19 protein-coding genes are annotated in these 16,199 nt (G+C 64.5%); 11 read left to right on the plus strand and 8 right to left on the minus strand.

Annotation, left to right across the window (positions count from 1 at the left end; translation table 11 throughout):
* Positions 1-17: 17 nt before the first annotated feature.
* From B2V90_RS07825 to B2V90_RS07835, 3 genes are read right to left on the minus strand one after another with little or no spacing between them, the layout of a single operon-like run.
* Positions 18-1,163, minus strand: coding sequence for a CaiB/BaiF CoA transferase family protein (locus tag B2V90_RS07825; protein ID WP_228221233.1), 1,146 nt, complete (start codon positions 1,161-1,163; stop codon positions 18-20).
* Positions 1,160-1,603, minus strand: a complete 444-nt coding sequence (locus B2V90_RS07830; RefSeq protein ID WP_066856840.1) for an acyl-CoA thioesterase — start codon at positions 1,601-1,603, stop codon at positions 1,160-1,162. The genes B2V90_RS07825 and B2V90_RS07830 overlap by 4 nt, the downstream gene beginning before the upstream one ends.
* 25 nt (positions 1,604-1,628) lie before the next feature.
* Positions 1,629-2,405 carry an SDR family NAD(P)-dependent oxidoreductase gene (locus tag B2V90_RS07835; protein ID WP_066856843.1) on the minus strand — a complete coding sequence of 259 codons (777 nt, stop codon included), beginning with the start codon at positions 2,403-2,405 and terminating at the stop codon, positions 1,629-1,631.
* Positions 2,406-2,636: 231 nt separating this feature from the next.
* Between B2V90_RS07835 and B2V90_RS07840 the strand changes: the two genes are divergently transcribed.
* The 6 genes from B2V90_RS07840 (at position 2,637) to B2V90_RS07865 (ending at position 7,604) form a co-directional block, all read left to right on the plus strand.
* On the plus strand, positions 2,637-3,413 hold the full coding sequence (locus tag B2V90_RS07840; RefSeq protein ID WP_228221232.1) for a thioesterase family protein: 777 nt from the start codon (positions 2,637-2,639) through the stop codon (positions 3,411-3,413).
* A 103-nt stretch (positions 3,414-3,516) separates the two neighbouring features.
* Entirely contained in the window at positions 3,517-4,299 is a 783-nt protein-coding gene (locus B2V90_RS07845) for an enoyl-CoA hydratase/isomerase family protein (RefSeq protein WP_066856849.1), read from the plus strand.
* Positions 4,300-4,331: 32 nt separating this feature from the next.
* Positions 4,332-5,387, plus strand: coding sequence for an NAD(P)-dependent alcohol dehydrogenase (locus B2V90_RS07850; RefSeq protein WP_066857058.1), 1,056 nt, complete (start codon positions 4,332-4,334; stop codon positions 5,385-5,387).
* A 65-nt stretch (positions 5,388-5,452) separates the two neighbouring features.
* Positions 5,453-6,178, plus strand: coding sequence for a TetR/AcrR family transcriptional regulator (locus B2V90_RS07855; protein ID WP_066856853.1), 726 nt, complete (start codon positions 5,453-5,455; stop codon positions 6,176-6,178).
* The gene (locus tag B2V90_RS07860) at positions 6,175-6,804 is read left to right on the plus strand and encodes a glutathione S-transferase family protein (RefSeq protein WP_228221231.1); all 630 of its coding nucleotides are present in this window, start codon (positions 6,175-6,177) and stop codon (positions 6,802-6,804) included. The genes B2V90_RS07855 and B2V90_RS07860 overlap by 4 nt, the downstream gene beginning before the upstream one ends.
* Positions 6,780-7,604: an enoyl-CoA hydratase-related protein gene (locus B2V90_RS07865; RefSeq protein WP_332308757.1), complete on the plus strand. Its 825-nt coding sequence runs from the start codon at positions 6,780-6,782 to the stop codon at positions 7,602-7,604. The genes B2V90_RS07860 and B2V90_RS07865 overlap by 25 nt, the downstream gene beginning before the upstream one ends.
* Before the next feature lie 6 nt (positions 7,605-7,610).
* Here B2V90_RS07865 and B2V90_RS07870 read toward each other — a convergent pair whose 3' ends face one another.
* The 5 genes from B2V90_RS07870 to B2V90_RS07890 all read right to left on the minus strand — a co-directional run bounded on the left by B2V90_RS07870 (position 7,611) and on the right by B2V90_RS07890 (position 12,107).
* A complete protein-coding gene (locus B2V90_RS07870) occupies positions 7,611-8,423 on the minus strand; it encodes an acyl-CoA thioesterase (RefSeq protein ID WP_066856859.1) in 813 nt (270 codons plus the stop codon).
* Between the two features lie 13 nt (positions 8,424-8,436).
* Positions 8,437-8,916, minus strand: coding sequence for a PaaI family thioesterase (locus B2V90_RS07875; RefSeq protein WP_228221230.1), 480 nt, complete (start codon positions 8,914-8,916; stop codon positions 8,437-8,439).
* A 13-nt stretch (positions 8,917-8,929) separates the two neighbouring features.
* Complete coding sequence (locus tag B2V90_RS07880; protein ID WP_066856865.1) at positions 8,930-9,724, minus strand: SDR family oxidoreductase; 795 nt, start codon at positions 9,722-9,724, stop codon at positions 8,930-8,932.
* A 185-nt stretch (positions 9,725-9,909) separates the two neighbouring features.
* Entirely contained in the window at positions 9,910-11,073 is a 1,164-nt protein-coding gene (locus tag B2V90_RS07885) for an acetyl-CoA C-acetyltransferase (protein ID WP_228221229.1), read from the minus strand.
* 50 nt (positions 11,074-11,123) lie between these two features.
* Positions 11,124-12,107, minus strand: a complete 984-nt coding sequence (locus tag B2V90_RS07890; RefSeq protein ID WP_066856871.1) for an NAD(P)H-dependent flavin oxidoreductase — start codon at positions 12,105-12,107, stop codon at positions 11,124-11,126.
* 127 nt (positions 12,108-12,234) lie between these two features.
* Between B2V90_RS07890 and B2V90_RS07895 the strand changes: the two genes are divergently transcribed.
* Genes B2V90_RS07895 through B2V90_RS07915 form a run of 5 tightly spaced genes read left to right on the plus strand, consistent with a single transcriptional unit; the run spans position 12,235 to position 16,199 of the window.
* Complete coding sequence (locus B2V90_RS07895) at positions 12,235-13,206, plus strand: NAD(P)H-dependent flavin oxidoreductase (RefSeq protein WP_228221228.1); 972 nt, start codon at positions 12,235-12,237, stop codon at positions 13,204-13,206.
* On the plus strand, positions 13,203-13,634 hold the full coding sequence (locus tag B2V90_RS07900) for a nuclear transport factor 2 family protein (protein WP_228221227.1): 432 nt from the start codon (positions 13,203-13,205) through the stop codon (positions 13,632-13,634). Before B2V90_RS07895 ends, B2V90_RS07900 begins: the two co-directional genes overlap by 4 nt.
* Positions 13,635-13,645: 11 nt before the next feature.
* A complete protein-coding gene (locus B2V90_RS07905; protein WP_066856880.1) occupies positions 13,646-14,425 on the plus strand; it encodes an enoyl-CoA hydratase-related protein in 780 nt (259 codons plus the stop codon).
* Entirely contained in the window at positions 14,425-15,414 is a 990-nt protein-coding gene (locus B2V90_RS07910; protein WP_228221226.1) for an NADPH:quinone oxidoreductase family protein, read from the plus strand. The genes B2V90_RS07905 and B2V90_RS07910 overlap by 1 nt, the downstream gene beginning before the upstream one ends.
* On the plus strand, positions 15,411-16,199 hold the full coding sequence (locus tag B2V90_RS07915) for an alpha/beta fold hydrolase (RefSeq protein ID WP_066856884.1): 789 nt from the start codon (positions 15,411-15,413) through the stop codon (positions 16,197-16,199). The genes B2V90_RS07910 and B2V90_RS07915 overlap by 4 nt, the downstream gene beginning before the upstream one ends.

A 16,199-nucleotide genomic window follows, 5' to 3' on the forward strand; every position in this document is an offset into this window, starting at 1 on the left:
ACCGCACGGTCCAGTTGTCAGACAATGATGCCCGATTCCAGCAACGCATCGACCCGGGCTTCGTCATAGCCGATTGACGCCAATATGGTCCTTGCGTCCGCACCGGCAGGCCGGGGCGGACGCGGCGGGTCGGCCGGAGCGCCGGAGAAGCGGGGCGCGGGCGCGGGCTGGGACTGGCCGCCCACATCGATGAAAGTGCCGCGCGCCTGGATATGCGGATGATCGAGCGCCTCATCGGGCGACAAGACAGGGGCAAAGCAGATATCGGTGCCTTCCATGACCTCGCACCATTGCGCACGGGTTCGGGTGGCGATGATCGCAGCGACCCGGCTCTTGAGCGCAGGCCAGGCGGCACGGTCCATCTGCGCGTCGAAATCCCGATCGTCAGCGACGCCCAGCATCTGGCGCAGCAGGGCATAGAATTGCGGCTCGATCGATCCGAACGCGACGAACCTGCCATCGGCGCAGGCATAGGTGTCATAGAAATGCGCGCCGGAATCGAGCCAGTTGGCGCCGGTGCGCTCATCCCAGATGCCCGCGCCCTTGAGCTGCCATACCATAGAGGCAAGCAAGGCGGACCCATCGACCATGGCGGCATCAACCACCTGTCCTGCCGCGCCATTTTTCACCGCAAGCAGTGCGGCGACCATGCCGAAGGCGAGCAACATGCCGCCGCCACCGAAATCGCCGACATAATTGACCGGCGGGGTCGGCTTGCCTCCCTGGCGCCCGATCGTATGAAGGACGCCGTTGATGGCGATATAGTTGATGTCGTGGCCTGCCGCATGGGCCAGCGGGCCATCCTGCCCCCAGCCGGTGATGCGACCATAGACCAGCGCGGGATTGTCCGCGATCAGCACGTCCGGGCCAAGGCCGAGCCTTTCCATGACGCCGGGTCGGTAGCCTTCGATAATAGCATCGGCCGAACGGCAGAGATCGCGCACCACCGCCATACCGGCGTCGGCCTTCATATCTATGGTGAGCAGGCTGCGCGAGCGGGCGAGTACATCATAGCGGTCAAACCCATCGAACAGCTCCGGCGCTCGGGGTCGAGCGATCCGGATCACCTGCGCCCCATGATCCGCCAGCATCATGCCGCAGAAAGGGCCGGGGCCAAGACCGGCAAATTCGATGATGCGGACGCCGGTGAGCGGGCCGCTCATGCCGCGGCATCGCGGCGCACGCGCATCCGGTCCAGCCCGGCACGGAAGCTGTCGGGCAAGGGCGCGGCCTTGCCATCCACCGTCCCGACAAGCACGGCCCGCGCGAAGGCACAGGCCCGTCCATCTTGCGTGGCGAGACAGGCGAGCGTCCAACTCGACCGGCCCAGGTCCAGAACGCCCACATACATGTCGAGCGGGGCGGGATAATGGGCCTCACCGACATAATCGATATGGTTTGCGGCTATCATCGTGCGCATATGGCCCATCGTTTCCAAATGACCCTGCGCCACGTCGAAACGGGCGCGGGCATCTTCGAACGCAGCGGCCATCGCCACGTTGTTGATGTGGCGATTGGGGTCGATATCCGCAAAGCGCGTCGTGATGACGTGGCGGAACGGATAGCGCGTTAGATCGAGAAGGGCGGGATCGGGACGACCCATGGATGAAAGCTCCTTCAGCCGTAAGTCAGAGCGACTGGCCGTCGTCGATCGTGAAATGCGTACCGGTAACCGCGCGGGAGGCATCGGACGCGAGAAACAGCAAGATCGAATCCAGATCGCCCTCCTCCATCAGGCGGCGGCGATGAAATTTCTGGATCTGGCGCTCCCCTGCATCGGTATCGAACCATTCGCCGTTGATTTCCGTCTTGATATAGCCGGGGCAGATCATATTGACGTTGATGCCCTTGCGAATCCAGTCGCGCGCCATGACCCGGCCCATCTGGAGCACGCCGGCCTTCGACCCGGAATAGACGGCAAGGCCGGCGTCCACCTTGTGCGCGGTGATCGAGGAGGTGATGACGATGCGACCATGCTGTTTTTCGGGACTGCCCGCCGCGATGAGCCGACGCGCGCCTTCGCGCGCGGTCAGGAAAGGCCCCCGCAGGTTGACCGCCATGACCCGGTCAAATTCCGCCACCGGTAATTCGGTCGTCATCCCTTCACTGTTCATGCCGGCATTGGCGATGATCGTATCGACCGTTCCGAACGCACCCTCGGCAGCATCATAGGCGGCGATGGTCGATGCCTCGTCAGCGACATCCATGGCGACCGCGATGGCGCGGCCGCCTTTGGCCTCGATCGCCGTCCTGGTCGCCTCCAGCCGTTCGGTACGCCGTGCCGCCAGCACGACCGCAGCCCCCGCGTCGGAAAGGATGTGCGCGAAACGCTCGCCTAATCCCGACGACGCGCCGGTTACCAGCGCGACCCGGCCGGTCAGATCAAATATGGGCGCTGCGGTCATTATCGTCCTTTCCGGGGAAACCTGTCGTCTTGTGACACCGCGGTAAACCGGCCCACCATCCGACCACAAGGTAAAACTTGCGCATCAGCGAAACATAGATAACGTAGTAGACCTTATCGAGGGATCGGCTTGCAGGAACGCGGGTGAAAATGGAGGGGATCAAGCGGCTGACGACCTTTATCAATGGGACATCGCGCCGTAACCGCGTTGCCAGATGCGCGCATCCAGCGCATGACTGAACGGCCAGCGCCCTTCTTCTACGCCGCCGACGGCGACGCCTTTACTCCCACGGGGCTGGCGGCCAGTCCGTGGGAACGAGGCAAGCAGAATGGCGTGGCATTGGGCGGGCTGCTGACCCATCTGGTCGAGCAGGTGCCCGCCACAGTCGCGATGACGACGGCGCGGCTGACCATCGATATATTGTCCGCCGCCGATTTCGCGCCAACGATCGGTCGCGCCAGGACCGTCCGCGAAGGTCGACGAATCCAGATGGTGGAGGCCGAACTGTTGACGGGAGATCGCGTCGTGGCGCGCGCGACGGCGCTGCGCGTGCGCAAGGCCGATACGCCCATGATCGCCACTCCCAATCCCTATCCGCCGCCGGAAGATGTCGCGCCCAGCGATTTCATGGGCAACAGAGCTTTCGGCGGATCGATGGAGACGCGGCTGGTGCGGGGCGGGTTGCGAACGCGCGGACCAGGCACGCTATGGGTCCGATTCGCCCATGAACATGTAAAAGGCGTGGCGCTTTCGCCTCTGCTGCGCACGGCCATATTGGGGGATTTCGGCGGGGGCCTGGGCAGCGAGATCGACAGCGAGGTCTGGACCTACGCCAATCTCGACATTGCGGTCCATCTGGTACGCGAGCCGGTGGGCGAATGGCTGTTGATCGACGCGCGTACCGCGAGCGCAGGACAGGGGGTGGGCCGGTCCGACATGGTTCTGGCCGATCGTGACGGGCCGTTCGCGCGGGCGCACCAGACCCTTTTCATCGCGGCGCGCGGATGAGGACGCTTTTTGCACCACCGCGGCACGAAGATATATGTTACCGCTGGACCTATCTAACTATGTCGGGCAAGAGCAGCGCAGCCATCGACAGGAGTGCCATGCCATGACCGATCTCGTCACCGGAACGCTTGAAGGCGGGCTTGCCACCATCACACTCGACCGGCCCGAAGCGGGCAACGCGATGAGCTGGGAGTTGGTCGATACGTTCAGCGCCGTAGTCGAGCGGCTGACGGCGACGCCGGCCGTGCGCGCGTTCCTGATCCGGGGGGAAGGCAAAAATTTCTGCGTCGGCGGCGACATTCGCAGCTTTGCCAGCGAAAGCGACCCTGCCGACTTCATCGGGCGTCTGGCGCGGCGTCTGCACGTCGGCCTCGCCCTGCTTGCAGCACATCCAGCCCCGCTGGTCATCGCAGCCCAGGGGGCGGCCGCGGGTGCGGGCCTGAGCCTTGTTGCCAGCGGGGATATCGTGCTGGTGGGACAATCCGCTTCCTTTGCCATGGCCTATACCGGGATCGGCCTGACCGCCGATGGCGGCGCGACCTGGCTGTTGCCGCGGCTGATCGGACTGCGCGCAACGCAGGAACTGGCCTATCTGGGGCGGCGGCTGACCGCGCAGGAGGCAGTGGATCTGGGCCTGGCAACCCGGATGGTCGCCGACGAAGCGCTGGCGGACGAGGCCACTGTCGTGGCCACCCGGATCGCAGCAGGGCCGACCGGCGCCTTTGGCGGCGTGAAGCAACTATTGGCGCGAAGCTATGACGCGACCCTGCACGATCATCTGGATGCCGAAGCTGCGGCGATCGCCATTGCAATGGCCGGCGCGGATGCTCAGGAGGGCGTCGCCGCCTTCCTGGAGCGGCGCAAGCCGGCGTTCCGCGGCGCGTAGCTGTACCTGTCCACCAAATCGGGAGAATGACCATGACCCATGCGACGGGCTATGCCGCTCTGTCGGCCGAAAGCCCAATGGCGCCATTCACCTTCGAGCGGCGCGCGCTGCGCGCCGACGACGTGCGGCTGGACATCCGCTATTGTGGCGTATGCCATTCCGACTTGCACCAGGCGCGTGACGATTGGCATAACAGCGTCTATCCGTGCGTGCCAGGGCATGAGATCATCGGGACGGTCACCGAGGTCGGCCCGGACGTCACGCGGTTCCAGATTGGCGACTTGGCAGCGATCGGCTGCATGGTCGACAGTTGCATGGCATGTCCAGAATGCGTGCGCGGGCAGGAGCAATATTGCGTCAAGCGTTCCACGCCGACCTATAATGGCAAGGACCGGATGGACGGATCGCCGACCTATGGCGGCTATTCCGACCATATCGTCGCGCGCGAACAGTTCGTGCTGAAACTGCCCGAAGGTCTGGATCCCGAGCGCGCCGCGCCGCTGCTCTGCGCGGGAATCACGACCTGGTCGCCGCTGCGGCACTGGAAAGTCGGTCCGGGAAGCCGGGTGGCGGTCGCAGGACTAGGTGGCCTGGGCCATATGGGCGTCAAACTGGCCGTCGGGCTGGGCGCCGAAGTGACCGTCGTGACGACATCCCCCGCCAAGTCGGCCGATGCTCTGGCGCTGGGCGCGCACAAGGTTCTGATCGCATCGGACAAAGAGGCGATGAAGGCAGCCAGGGGCAGTTTCGACCTGGTGCTCGACACGATCCCAGTGGCGCACGACATCAGCCCCTATCTGATGCTGCTGGCGCCCCGGGGCGTTCATGTGATCGTTGGCGCAATCGACATGTTGCCCTCGCTCCATAGCGGCCTGCTGGTCGGCGGGCAGAAATCGGTGGCGGGGTCGGCGATTGGTGGCCTGCCCGAAACGCAGGAATTACTGGACTTCTGCGCTGCCAAGACCATCCTGCCCGACACCGAAACCATCGCCATCCAGGACATAAACCACGCCTTCGAACGTATGGAGAAGGCCGACGTCAAATATCGCTTTGTCATCGACATGGCATCATTGGGTCGGGGAAGCTGATACAATATCATAAATTTGTAGCGATTGCCGATACGAACCAGGGGATATCCTGCTATGCGAGGATCATGGGGAAGAAACAGATAGACGTCATGTCGCCGCCGTCGGACAATAGTCGCAGCATCGAAACGGGCGCATTCGGCCGACCGGCCATGGGCGCCCAGCCGATCGCGGACCCGGTCCTGAATGCCGCGGCGAGTTGCATTCGGCGCAAAGGCATCGACAATGTGTCATTGGAGGAAGTGGCTGCGGAGGCCGGCGTGTCCCGCACGACCCTGTACCGCCGGTTCGGCAATCGCGAGTCCCTGTTCACAGCGTTGCTGATGGAGGGCGCAAAGCCGTTTCGCGAATGGTCGCACAAAATTCTGATCGGTCCCGGGTCCGTAGCGGACCGACTGGAAACGGTACTGGCGCACGCCATCCTGGAAATGCAGCATGTCGGGTGGCTCGATCGCAGCCTGCATTCGGGCATGTCGCCCGCAAGTGCCCGATTGTTCCGGGCCGCGCAGGCGGACGGATCGACCGGCAGCATCGCTTCGGTGCTGGCGTCGTTGATCGACGAACGGGCGACGGCTGCGGGGGTGACGCTGGACGATCTGACCGGGTGGATCACCGACCAGATGATCGTCCTCGCCAGCGGCGAGATGTGGGACGAAGAGAGATTACGGAGCCGGTTGCGCTACTTCGTGATGCCTGTGCTGACCGCTGCCTGCGAACCCCCGGTTGCCGCCATGCATGAGCGGCTCGATGCCATTGAACGCAAAATCGACATTTTGATGGAGAAGGGTGCATGATTAAGGTCCACCACCTCGACTATTCGCGCTCGACCCGCATCCTCTGGTTGCTGGAGGAATTGGGCGAACCTTATGAACTGACGACCTACCACCGCGATCCCAGCACGTTTCGAGCGCCAGCCGAACTCAAACAGGCACACCCGCTGGGTAAGTCACCCGTCATCGAGCATGACGGCGCAGTGATCGCGGAATCGGGGGCTATCCTGGAATATCTTGCCGCAAAACTGGGCGACGGACGGTTGGGCAGGTCGCCCGCCGACGCTGACTGGGCGGAATATCTGGAATGGCTGCACGCGGGCGAAGGCACCGCCATGATGGGCGTTGTCATGCTGATGCTGGTGCGCGGCTCCGACAAGACGTCACACGCGAGCGCCTATGGGCTGGAAGTCGTCGACGGGGCGATGGCGGAGATCGAGGCCAAGCTCGACGGGCGAGATTATCTGCTGGCGTCCGGCTTCAGCGCCGCCGACATTCAATTCGGCTATGTCGTGGCGGTAGCTGACCAGTTCGGCGCGGTGGGCGACCGGCCACGGCTGCGCGCCTGGCTGGCGCGAGTGACTGCCCGCCCGGCCTATATTGCCGCCGTCGAAAAGGGCGGTCCATGGCTGCTGCCTATTTCGCGTTGATCGGGACCCGCATGGCTTACGAACATATCGACTTCGCCATCACCGACGGCATCGCCACGCTGGCAATCAACCGGCCGGAAAAGCTCAATGCGCTGTCGCAACAATCGCTCGACGAGATGATGCACGCGCTAGATCGCGTCGCGGATGAAGGCGCGCGCGTTCTGCTGATGAGCGGGAACGGCCGGGCTTTCTGTTCGGGCGCGGATCTGTCTGCCGGCGGGCGCGGCGGCGCGGATGCCGCGCGCGACATGGGCGCCGGACTGGAAAGCGGGTTCAATCCCGTGCTCGAGCGGCTCGTGCGCCTGCCCTGTCCGCTGGTGACCGCAGTGAACGGCGCGGCGGCGGGCGGAGGATGCGGCTATGCGCTGGCTGGCGACATCGTCATCGCCGGGCGATCGGCCTATTTCCTGCAGCCCTTCGCCAATATCGGGCTGGTGCCCGACGTCGGGGCGACATGGTTGCTGCCACGCCTGGCCGGCAAGGCAAGGGCGACCGCGATGATGATGCTGGGCGAGCGTATTCCAGCCGACCTCGCACTGGAATGGGGGTTGATCTATCAGGTGGTCGAGGATGCGGCGCTGATGGAAACGGCCCGATTGATTGCCGCGAGGCTGGCGACCGGCCCCACCGTCGCCTATGGCCTGATGCGCAGGGGGATCGCAATGGCTATGAACCAGTCACTGACGGATACGCTGCGGATGGAACGCATTCACCAGCGCGAGGCGGGGCGGACCGCCGATCATGCCGAAGGCGTCGCTGCGTTCCTGGAAAAACGCAAGCCGGTGTTCCGCGGCACCTGACAGTCGTCAGGCGCCGCGCATCCGGATCATGGCTTCCTGTGCGACCGATGCGACCAGCAGGCCGTCGCCGTCGTAAATCGTGCCCCGGCTGAGGCCACGCTCGCCCGCGCTGATGGGCGTATCCAGCTCACACAGATGCCAGCGCGTGAAGTCGAACGGGCGATGGAACCAGAGGCTATGGTCGAGGCTGGTGAATTGAAAGCCGGGCGTGCGCCAGGTCACAGGATGCGGCTGGACGATGGTGGGCAGTTGGGGGAAGTCCGACGCATAGGCGAGCGCCGCCTGGTGCATCGCGATGTCATTCCCCAGCGGCAAGGCACTGCGGAACCACATGGCGTGGCGGGGCGGGCGAATTCCGTCTTCCATGCCGGGGCGCGGCACCCGGATGTTGCGCAGTTGCAGGCCGACGGCCTCGCCCCGCAGGTCGTCGTCATACAGGGCGTCCGCATCGGGCAGGTCAGCGGCGCGCGTGAATTGATGGTCGAATGCGCCATCGGCCGGCGCCTGAAAGGACGCCGCCAGGTTCAATATCTGCCGTCCGTCCTGAAGCGCGACAACCCGCCGCGTCGCGAACATGCCACCGTCGCGCGCACGATCAACCTCGAACAGGATCGGCTTCGTGACGTCGCCGGGATGGATGAAATAGGCGTGCAGCGAATGGCACGCTCGCCCTGCGACCGTTGCGGCGGCAGCCATGAGGGCCTGGGCCACCACACTGCCGCCGAAGATGCGTGACGCGTCAGGCTCAGGCGGCCACCCGCGGAAGCTGTCGTGCCCACAGGGTTCGAGCGTCAATATTTCAACAAGCGAACGGCTCATGCAGCGCTCGGCATCATGGCAGCGGGCCGGTCTGCTCGAGGTCGATGGGCGGTGCAGGGGGGCCGATGCGGAATATGCCGCTGCCGCGCGCGGTCAGTTCGCCATTCACCTCCAGCGTCCCCTGAATGAAGACCATGCGCTTGGTCGTGCGCAAGACCTGCGCCCGTCCTTCGACCCAATCTCCCAGCTTCGGACCGGTCAGATAGTCGATGCCCATCTGAACGGTCAGCAGGAAGCGTTCCTCGAACCCCGCCACATAGCGCGCCGTCAGTGGCAGCACGATGTCGAACATCGTCGCCACCCATCCGCCATGCGCGATACCCATGGGATTGCACAGATGCGGCAGGATGCGGCACCCGAACGTGACTTCGCCGTCGGCACGGCGTGCATAGACCGGACCGTTATGGCCCAGAAAGCCATCGGAAAAGGATATAGGGACGAAACCGGGCGGCGGATCTTGCGCCGCCGCCCTTTCCTGGATGCTTTGCGCCATAGGGACGGGGCGCTTAGCGCGGCGGCATTCGGATGGCGCCATCAATGCGCAGATTCTGGCCGTTGAAATAGCTGTTCCTGACCAGTTCGACGATCAGCGAGCCAAACTCTTCCGGCTTGCCGAGACGCTTGGGGAAGGGCACCGACTTTTCCAGATTCTCGAAGATCTGCGGCGCCGTGTCCTTGACCCCCAACATGGGCGGAGTGGCAAAGATGCCCGGCATGACCGAATTGACGCGGATGCCCAGTTCCATCAGGTCACGCGCCATCGGCAGGACCAGGCCATTGACGCCAGCCTTGAGCGACCCATAGGCCACCTGACCAACCTGACCGTCCTGCGCCGCTGCCGAGCTGGTCAGCACGATCGCGCCGCGCTCGCCATCTTCGTTCAGCGGCTCGGCGGAGGCCATGCCCAACGCCGAAATCGACGCCATGCGGTAGCTGGCGATCAGGATGCCCTGCGCGCCAAACGCATAATCTTCCGTCGACAGCCGCTTGAAGCCGCCGGTGTCGCGGTCGCGGGCAACCGTCTTGCCGCCCTTCGACACCTGCGCGCAATGAATCAGCGCCCGCTCCTGCCCATGGGCGGCGCGCGCCTTTTCAAAGCCGGCCAGCACCGAATCCTCGTCCAGAATGTTCACCTTGCAGAAAAGGCCGCCGATGTCGCGCGCGACGGCCTCACCCGCTTCCTCGTTCAGATCGAAGATCGCAACCTTCATACCCGCATCGGCGAGCGCCTTGGCCGATGCCTTGCCCAGGCCCGATGCGCCGCCGGTAACAATTGCGGCCAATTCATTCGTGATCTGCATGGCGAAACGCCCCTTTTCGTAAGAATCTATCAACAACCTATATAACTAGGTTTGCTACTGGTAAAGCCTGCTCTGACCTACCCCTCAAAGTCATCGCACCTTGTAAAAAAGCCGACGCTCCCTTGCACCGGAGCACCGGCTCAGCTTTGGGAGAGGAGATATGGCCAGGCCGTTCTCCTTCCCGTTCAGAGCGCCTCGACGATGGTGACGTTGGCGACACCGCCGCCTTCGCACATCGTCTGGAGCCCGTATTTCTTGCCCTGCGCCTTGAGCGCGTAAACGAGCGTCGTCATCAATTTCGTACCCGACGCGCCCAGCGGGTGGCCCAGCGCGATCGCGCCACCATTGACGTTGAGCTTGGCGGGGTCGGCATCCTGGTGCTTGAGCCAGGCCATCGGCACCGGGGCGAAGGCTTCGTTGACTTCATACAGGTCGATGTCGCCGATCTTGAGACCCGAGCGGGCAAAAGCCTTGTCGGTCGCGAACAGCGGCTCTTCGAGCATGACCACCGGGTCGCCGGCGGTCACGGTCATGTTCACAATGCGCGCCAGCGGGGTCAGCCCATATTCCTTGACCGCCTTTTCCGATGCGATCATCACCGCCGATGCGCCGTCGGTGATCTGGCTCGACGTTGCGGCGGTAATGACGCCGCCTTCGACCAACAGCTTGACCGCCGCCATACCTTCTGGCGAGGCGTCCCAGCGGATGCCTTCGTCGATCGTGTGCATTTCGCTGACGCCATCGGCGCCGACTATCTCCAGCGGCAGAATTTCCGCATCGAACGCCCCCGTCTTGGTCGCGCGCTGGGCGCGCAAATGGCTTTCCAGACCATAGGCGTCCAGCATGTCACGGGTGAAGCCCCATTTCTTCGCGATCATCTCCGCACCGCCGAACTGGCTGAAGTTCTGGATGCCGAACCGGTCCTTGATCGAGGCCGGGAGCGGGTCGGATCCTTCGGGCGAGAGGGCGGCCGACCCCATGGGCACGCGCGTCATGCTTTCGGTGCCTGCCGCGATGACGATGTCCTGCGTGCCCGACATGACCGCCTGCGCCGCAAACTGGATCGCCTGCTGCGAGGAACCGCACTGGCGATCGATGGTGACCGCCGGCACGCTGAGCGGCAGGCCGGACGCCAGCACGCAGTGTCGGCCGACATGCAGAGCCTGCTCGCCCGCCTGGGTAACACAACCAACGATGACGTCGTCCACAGCTTCGCCCGGCACGCCGGCCCGCGCGACGACCGCGTCGAGGACCTTTGCGCCGAGATCGACCGGGTGCCAGCCGGCAAGGCGGCCACGGCGACGTCCACCGGCGGTACGGACGGCGGCTACGATATATGCTTCTGCCACTTCACTTGCTCCTGAAAGGGATGGGATGGAATAGGATGGGACGTCGGCGGTCAGCCCGCCAACATGCCCGACAGGCGCGTGTTCACGATCGCCGTGGCGTCAGCCACGATACGGTCGATCAGTTCCCGACAGGTCGGGATGTCGTGGATCAGGCCCTGGATCATGCCGGCCCAGAAGATGCCGGCATCCATGTCACCCTCTTCCAGGACCACCCGGCCCTTGGCCCCGGCCACATAAGCCTGCACGTCCTTGAAGGTCGCGTCCGGCTGCGCCAGGATTTCGACAACCTTGTCCGACACCGCGCTCTTGCCGACGCGGGCGGTGTTGTGGAGCTTGCGGAAAATCAGATTCGTGCCGCGCTCGTCATTGTCGATATAGGCCTGCTTCACATTGGGATGGATTGGCGCCTCGACAGTGGCGCAGAAGCGCGTACCCATGTTGATGCCCTCCGCACCCAGCGCCAGCGCTGCGACCAGGCCACGCCCGTCGCCAAAACCGCCCGATGCGAGCATGGGGATCGTAACCTTGTCGGCTGCGGCGGGGATCAGGATCAGGCCGGGAATGTCATCCTCGCCCGGATGCCCTGCACATTCGAAACCGTCGATCGAGATCGCGTCCACACCCTTCTTCTGGGCGGACACGGCATGACGCACGGCCGTGCATTTGTGGATGATACGAACATCCGCCGCCTTGAACATTTCCCAGATTTCCGCGACCGCAGGCGTTCCGGCAGTTTCGACCGCCTTGATCCCCATGTCGATGATCGCCTTCGCATAGGCCTTGTAATCAGGGGCGTTGATCGTCGGGAAGACGGTCATGTTCACGCCGAAGGGCTTGTCGGTCATCGACCGGCAACGCTCGATCTCCTTCTTGAGGTCATCGGGCGTGGGTTGGGTCAGGCCGGTCAGGATCCCGAAGCCGCCCGCATTGGACACCGCGGACGCCAGTTCTGCGCGGCCCACGCCCTGCATACCGCCCTGAACGATAGGATGTTCGATTCCGAGCATCTCGGTGATACGTGTCTTGAAAGCCATATGTTTGCCCGTCCCGCTCCACTTTTGCTGCAAAGCCCCTCGACGGGCTTATCGCACCTAGTTACCTATGATGTGGAAAAAGCGCTAGCCACTTTGGTGCGCCACGACAATGGGGAAGGATGACGGCATGTCCATCGACTGGTCACAACTGGCATTGCCGGTGATGCAGGCACCGATGCTGATCTGTTCCAGCCTGGAACTGGTGATTGCGTCGTGTCGCGCAGGAATTATCGGAGCCTTTCCGAGCGGCAACCCGCGCGGCGATCATAGTCTCGACAGCTGGCTGTCGGCGATTCGCGAAGCGGAGGCCGAATCGCTGGACAAGGGCGAGCGCTTCGCCCCCTTCTGCGTCAATCTGCTCGCCAGCCGCGCGATCGAACAGCAGACCCGCGCCGACCGGCTCGCGACCTGCCGCAAGGCCAGGGTGCCACTGATCCTGACCAATCTGGGCGACCCCCGCGCCGAAGTCGAAGCCGCGCACGAATGGGGCGGCATCGTTTTCCACGATGTGACCACCATGAAGTTCGCGGAAAAGGCAATCGCATCGGGCGTCGATGGGTTGATGCTGGTCAGCGGCGGTGCGGGCGGCCATGCCGGCACGCTCAACCCCTTTTCCTTCCTGCCGCAGGTGCGGCGCATGTTCGACGGCACGATCATGCTGGCGGGCGGCATCGCTGACGGCAACGGGATCGCGGCAGCGCTGGCGCTGGGCGCGGACCTGGTGGTGATGGGCACGCGATTCATCGCAACGAAGGAATCAGGGACGTTCGACGCGCACAAGACTATGCTGGTCGAGTCGCGCGCTGAGGACGTGCTGTTCACCGACGCCATCGCCGGGATGCCGGCGAGCTTTCTGCGCCCGTCGATGATCGCCAACGGGCTGGACCCGGACAAGCTGCCGCCGCCCAAGGGGATGCACAAGCCCGACCTGCCCGAAGGACTGCGCGCATGGAAGCATATCTGGTCAGGCGGACATTCCACAGGACTGATCGACGACGTGCCGAGCGTTGCGGACCTGGTCGGGCGGCTGGGGCAGGAATTTGCGGCGGCGCGCCACCCTGGCGACTGGCGCGCGGCGCTGGCGCGGAGCCTGACATGACCATCGAGGAGATGCTGGACCGCGAGGCGATCCGCCTGCTGATGGCGACCTATACGATCAACGGCGATCGGGGCCGCATCGACGGGCTGGTCGATGCCTTCGCCGATGATGGCATATTGGAGTTTTCGGGCGAACAGAGCCGCGGACGGAGCGCGATTGCGCAACGGTTGGGGACGCCGGACCGACCGCGTGACCCGCAGCACAGCTTCACCCGGCACAATCTGACCAGCTCGCTTGTGGAACTGGCGGGCGAAACCGCGACAGGCCGAACCTATTTCCAGGTCATGACCGACATCGGCCTCGATCATCACGGCCATTATGCCGATCGTTTCGAGCGGACGGGCGCGGGTTGGAGGATCGCACATCGCCAAGTGCGGATCGACTGGCAATCGCCCGACTCGCTCTACCCGCCCTTCCCGAAACGCTAAGGAGACGAACCATGGAGTTCATCACCGTCGACAAGGCCGATCGCGTGACCACAGTGACCCTGAACCGCCCAGAGGTAATGAATGCCATCAACGGTCGGATGCATCATGAATTGCAGGCTGCGTTCGATGATTTCGCCAGCGACTGCGAACAGTTCGTTTGCATCGTAACAGGCGCGGGCGAGCGCGCCTTTTGCGCTGGATCGGACCTGAAGGCCGTGGCCGAGCGCGGCGAGCATCCGGTCTATCCGGCCAGCGGCTATGCCGGGCTGATCGAACGGTTCGACTGCGACAAGCCGATCATCGCGGCGGTCAACGGGCTGGCGCTGGGCGGCGGGTTCGAGGTGGCGCTGGCCTGCGACATCATCATCGCGGCGGACCATGCGAGCTTCGGCCTGCCCGAACCGCTCGTCGGCGCGATCGCCTTTGGCGGCGGGCTGCACCGACTGGCACGCGAGATCGGCACGAAGCAGGCGCTGGGCATGATCCTGACATCGCGGCGGGTGAGCGCGCAGGACGGACTAAGGATGGGCTTCGTGAACGAGGTCGCGCCGCCAGAGGCGTTGATGGCAACGACACATCGCTGGGTCGCGGAGATTTTGCGTGCCTCCCCCATGGCGGTGCGCGCGTCCAAGCAGGTCGTCCATCGCGGGCTGGATGAAGCGAGCCTGGCCGCCGCGCTGGCCAACCAGGCCGATTATCCTGCCTATGTCGCCTGGCGCGAGGCGGAGGACACGAAGGAAGGGCCGCTCGCCTTCGCACAGAAGCGCGCACCACACTGGAAGGGATGCTGATGAGCCGGGCGGTCGTCATCCGGGCGTTCGGGCCGCCCTCGGGCTTTTCGCTGGAGGAGCATGATCCCGGCGTACCGGGACCCGGAAGGGTCCGCATCGCCATCCGCGCGGCGGGCATCAGTTATGTCGACGTCCTGGTCGCGGCGGGGCTGTACCAGTTGAAGCCCACCCTTCCCTTCGTCCCTGGCAGCGAGTTTTCCGGGGTGATCGAGGCCGTCGGCGAGGGCGTCGATCCCGCACGTATCGGCGAGCGGGTGCTGGGCAGCGCCTTCGGCGCGGCCATCGGTGAAGCTTGCGTCATTCCAGCCAAGCTCGCCCTGCCGCTCCCCGACGCGATGGATTTCGTGACTGCGTCGGTGTTTCGGGTCAGCTACGCCACCGCCTATCATGCGCTGGTGCAACGCGCGCGGCTGCAACCAGAAGAAACGGTCTGCGTGCTAGGTGCAGGCGGCGCGGTCGGCTATGCCGCGATCGAAGTCGCCAAGGCGCTGGGCGCCAGGGTGATCGGATCGGCTTCGACCGCAGACAAACGCGCGTTGGCGACGCGGGGCGGGGCTGACGCGGTGATCGATGCGGCGTCGCCCAGCTGGCGCGACGACCTGAAGGCAGCCAATGCGGGCAAGCCGGTGGACGTGATCGTCGATCCGGTGGGGGGTGAAGCGACCGAACCGGCCTTCCGCTCCCTGGCCTGGAACGGGCGGCATCTGGTCATTGGCTTTGCCGGCGGCTCGATCCCAAGGCTGCCGGTCAATCTCGCGCTGCTGAAGGGCGCTTCGCTGATCGGCGTCGATGTGCGCCAGTTCGGGGATTATGAGCACGCGCTGGCGGAGGCCAATGTGCAGGCGCTGCTCGCCCTTTTCGCACAGGGCAAGCTGTACCCACCCATCGCCCGCACCTATCCGATCGACGATTTCGTCGCTGCAATGGAGGAAGCCCAGCGCGGCGTCACCGCCGGGCGCATCGTCATCACCATGGCCGCGCCACAATGATCCGCACGATCGCGGTCGAGGGCGCGAGGCTGGTCTATGAAGATGTGGGTAGCGGCGATCCGCTTCTGTGCGTTCATGGCTTTGGCGGCAGCCGGGCAAGCTGGGAGCCGATATGGCGGACCATCACTGCCGGTCGGCGGGGACTGAGGCTCGACCAGCGCGGCTTCGGCGAGTCGATAGCGAGCGCTGCTGTGGACTATAGCCACGCCGACGATCTGCTGGCGCTGATGGACGATGCCGGTGTTGCGCGATGCGACCTGATCGGATTTTCGCTGGGGGGTGCGGTATCTCTGCAATTTGCTCTCGATCATCCCGAACGGGTGCGCCGACTGGTGCTGATCGCGCCTGCGCTGTTCGGCTGGGACTGGTCGGAGGCGTGGCGATCCGAATGGCGGGCGGTCACGACTCACGCGCGGGCCGGCGATATGGAGAGCGCGCGCCGTCGATGGCTCGCGCACCCGATGTTCACCGCGGCAATGCGCAATCCTGGACACGCTGCAATCATGCGCGAAGAAATCGCCCTGTTCCCCGGCCAGCAATGGGTCGAGGCAGATGGGCAGCGGCCAACGGGTTCCGACCTTGAACGGATAGACATACTTGCCATGCCCTGTCTGTTGCTCACAGGCGAGCAGGACGTGACCGACCTGCGCGAGATCGCCGACCTGCTGCCTGTGCTGTCGGACCAAGTCCAGCGGCTCGACTATCCCGGCTGCGGCCATATGCTGATGCTGGAGGCCTCCAATCGCGTTGCGGCCGATATCAACAGGTTCCTGGCCACGGGCTGA

The organism is Sphingobium sp. UBA5915 (genome assembly GCF_002431195.1).
Classification (GTDB): domain Bacteria; phylum Pseudomonadota; class Alphaproteobacteria; order Sphingomonadales; family Sphingomonadaceae; genus Sphingobium; species Sphingobium soli.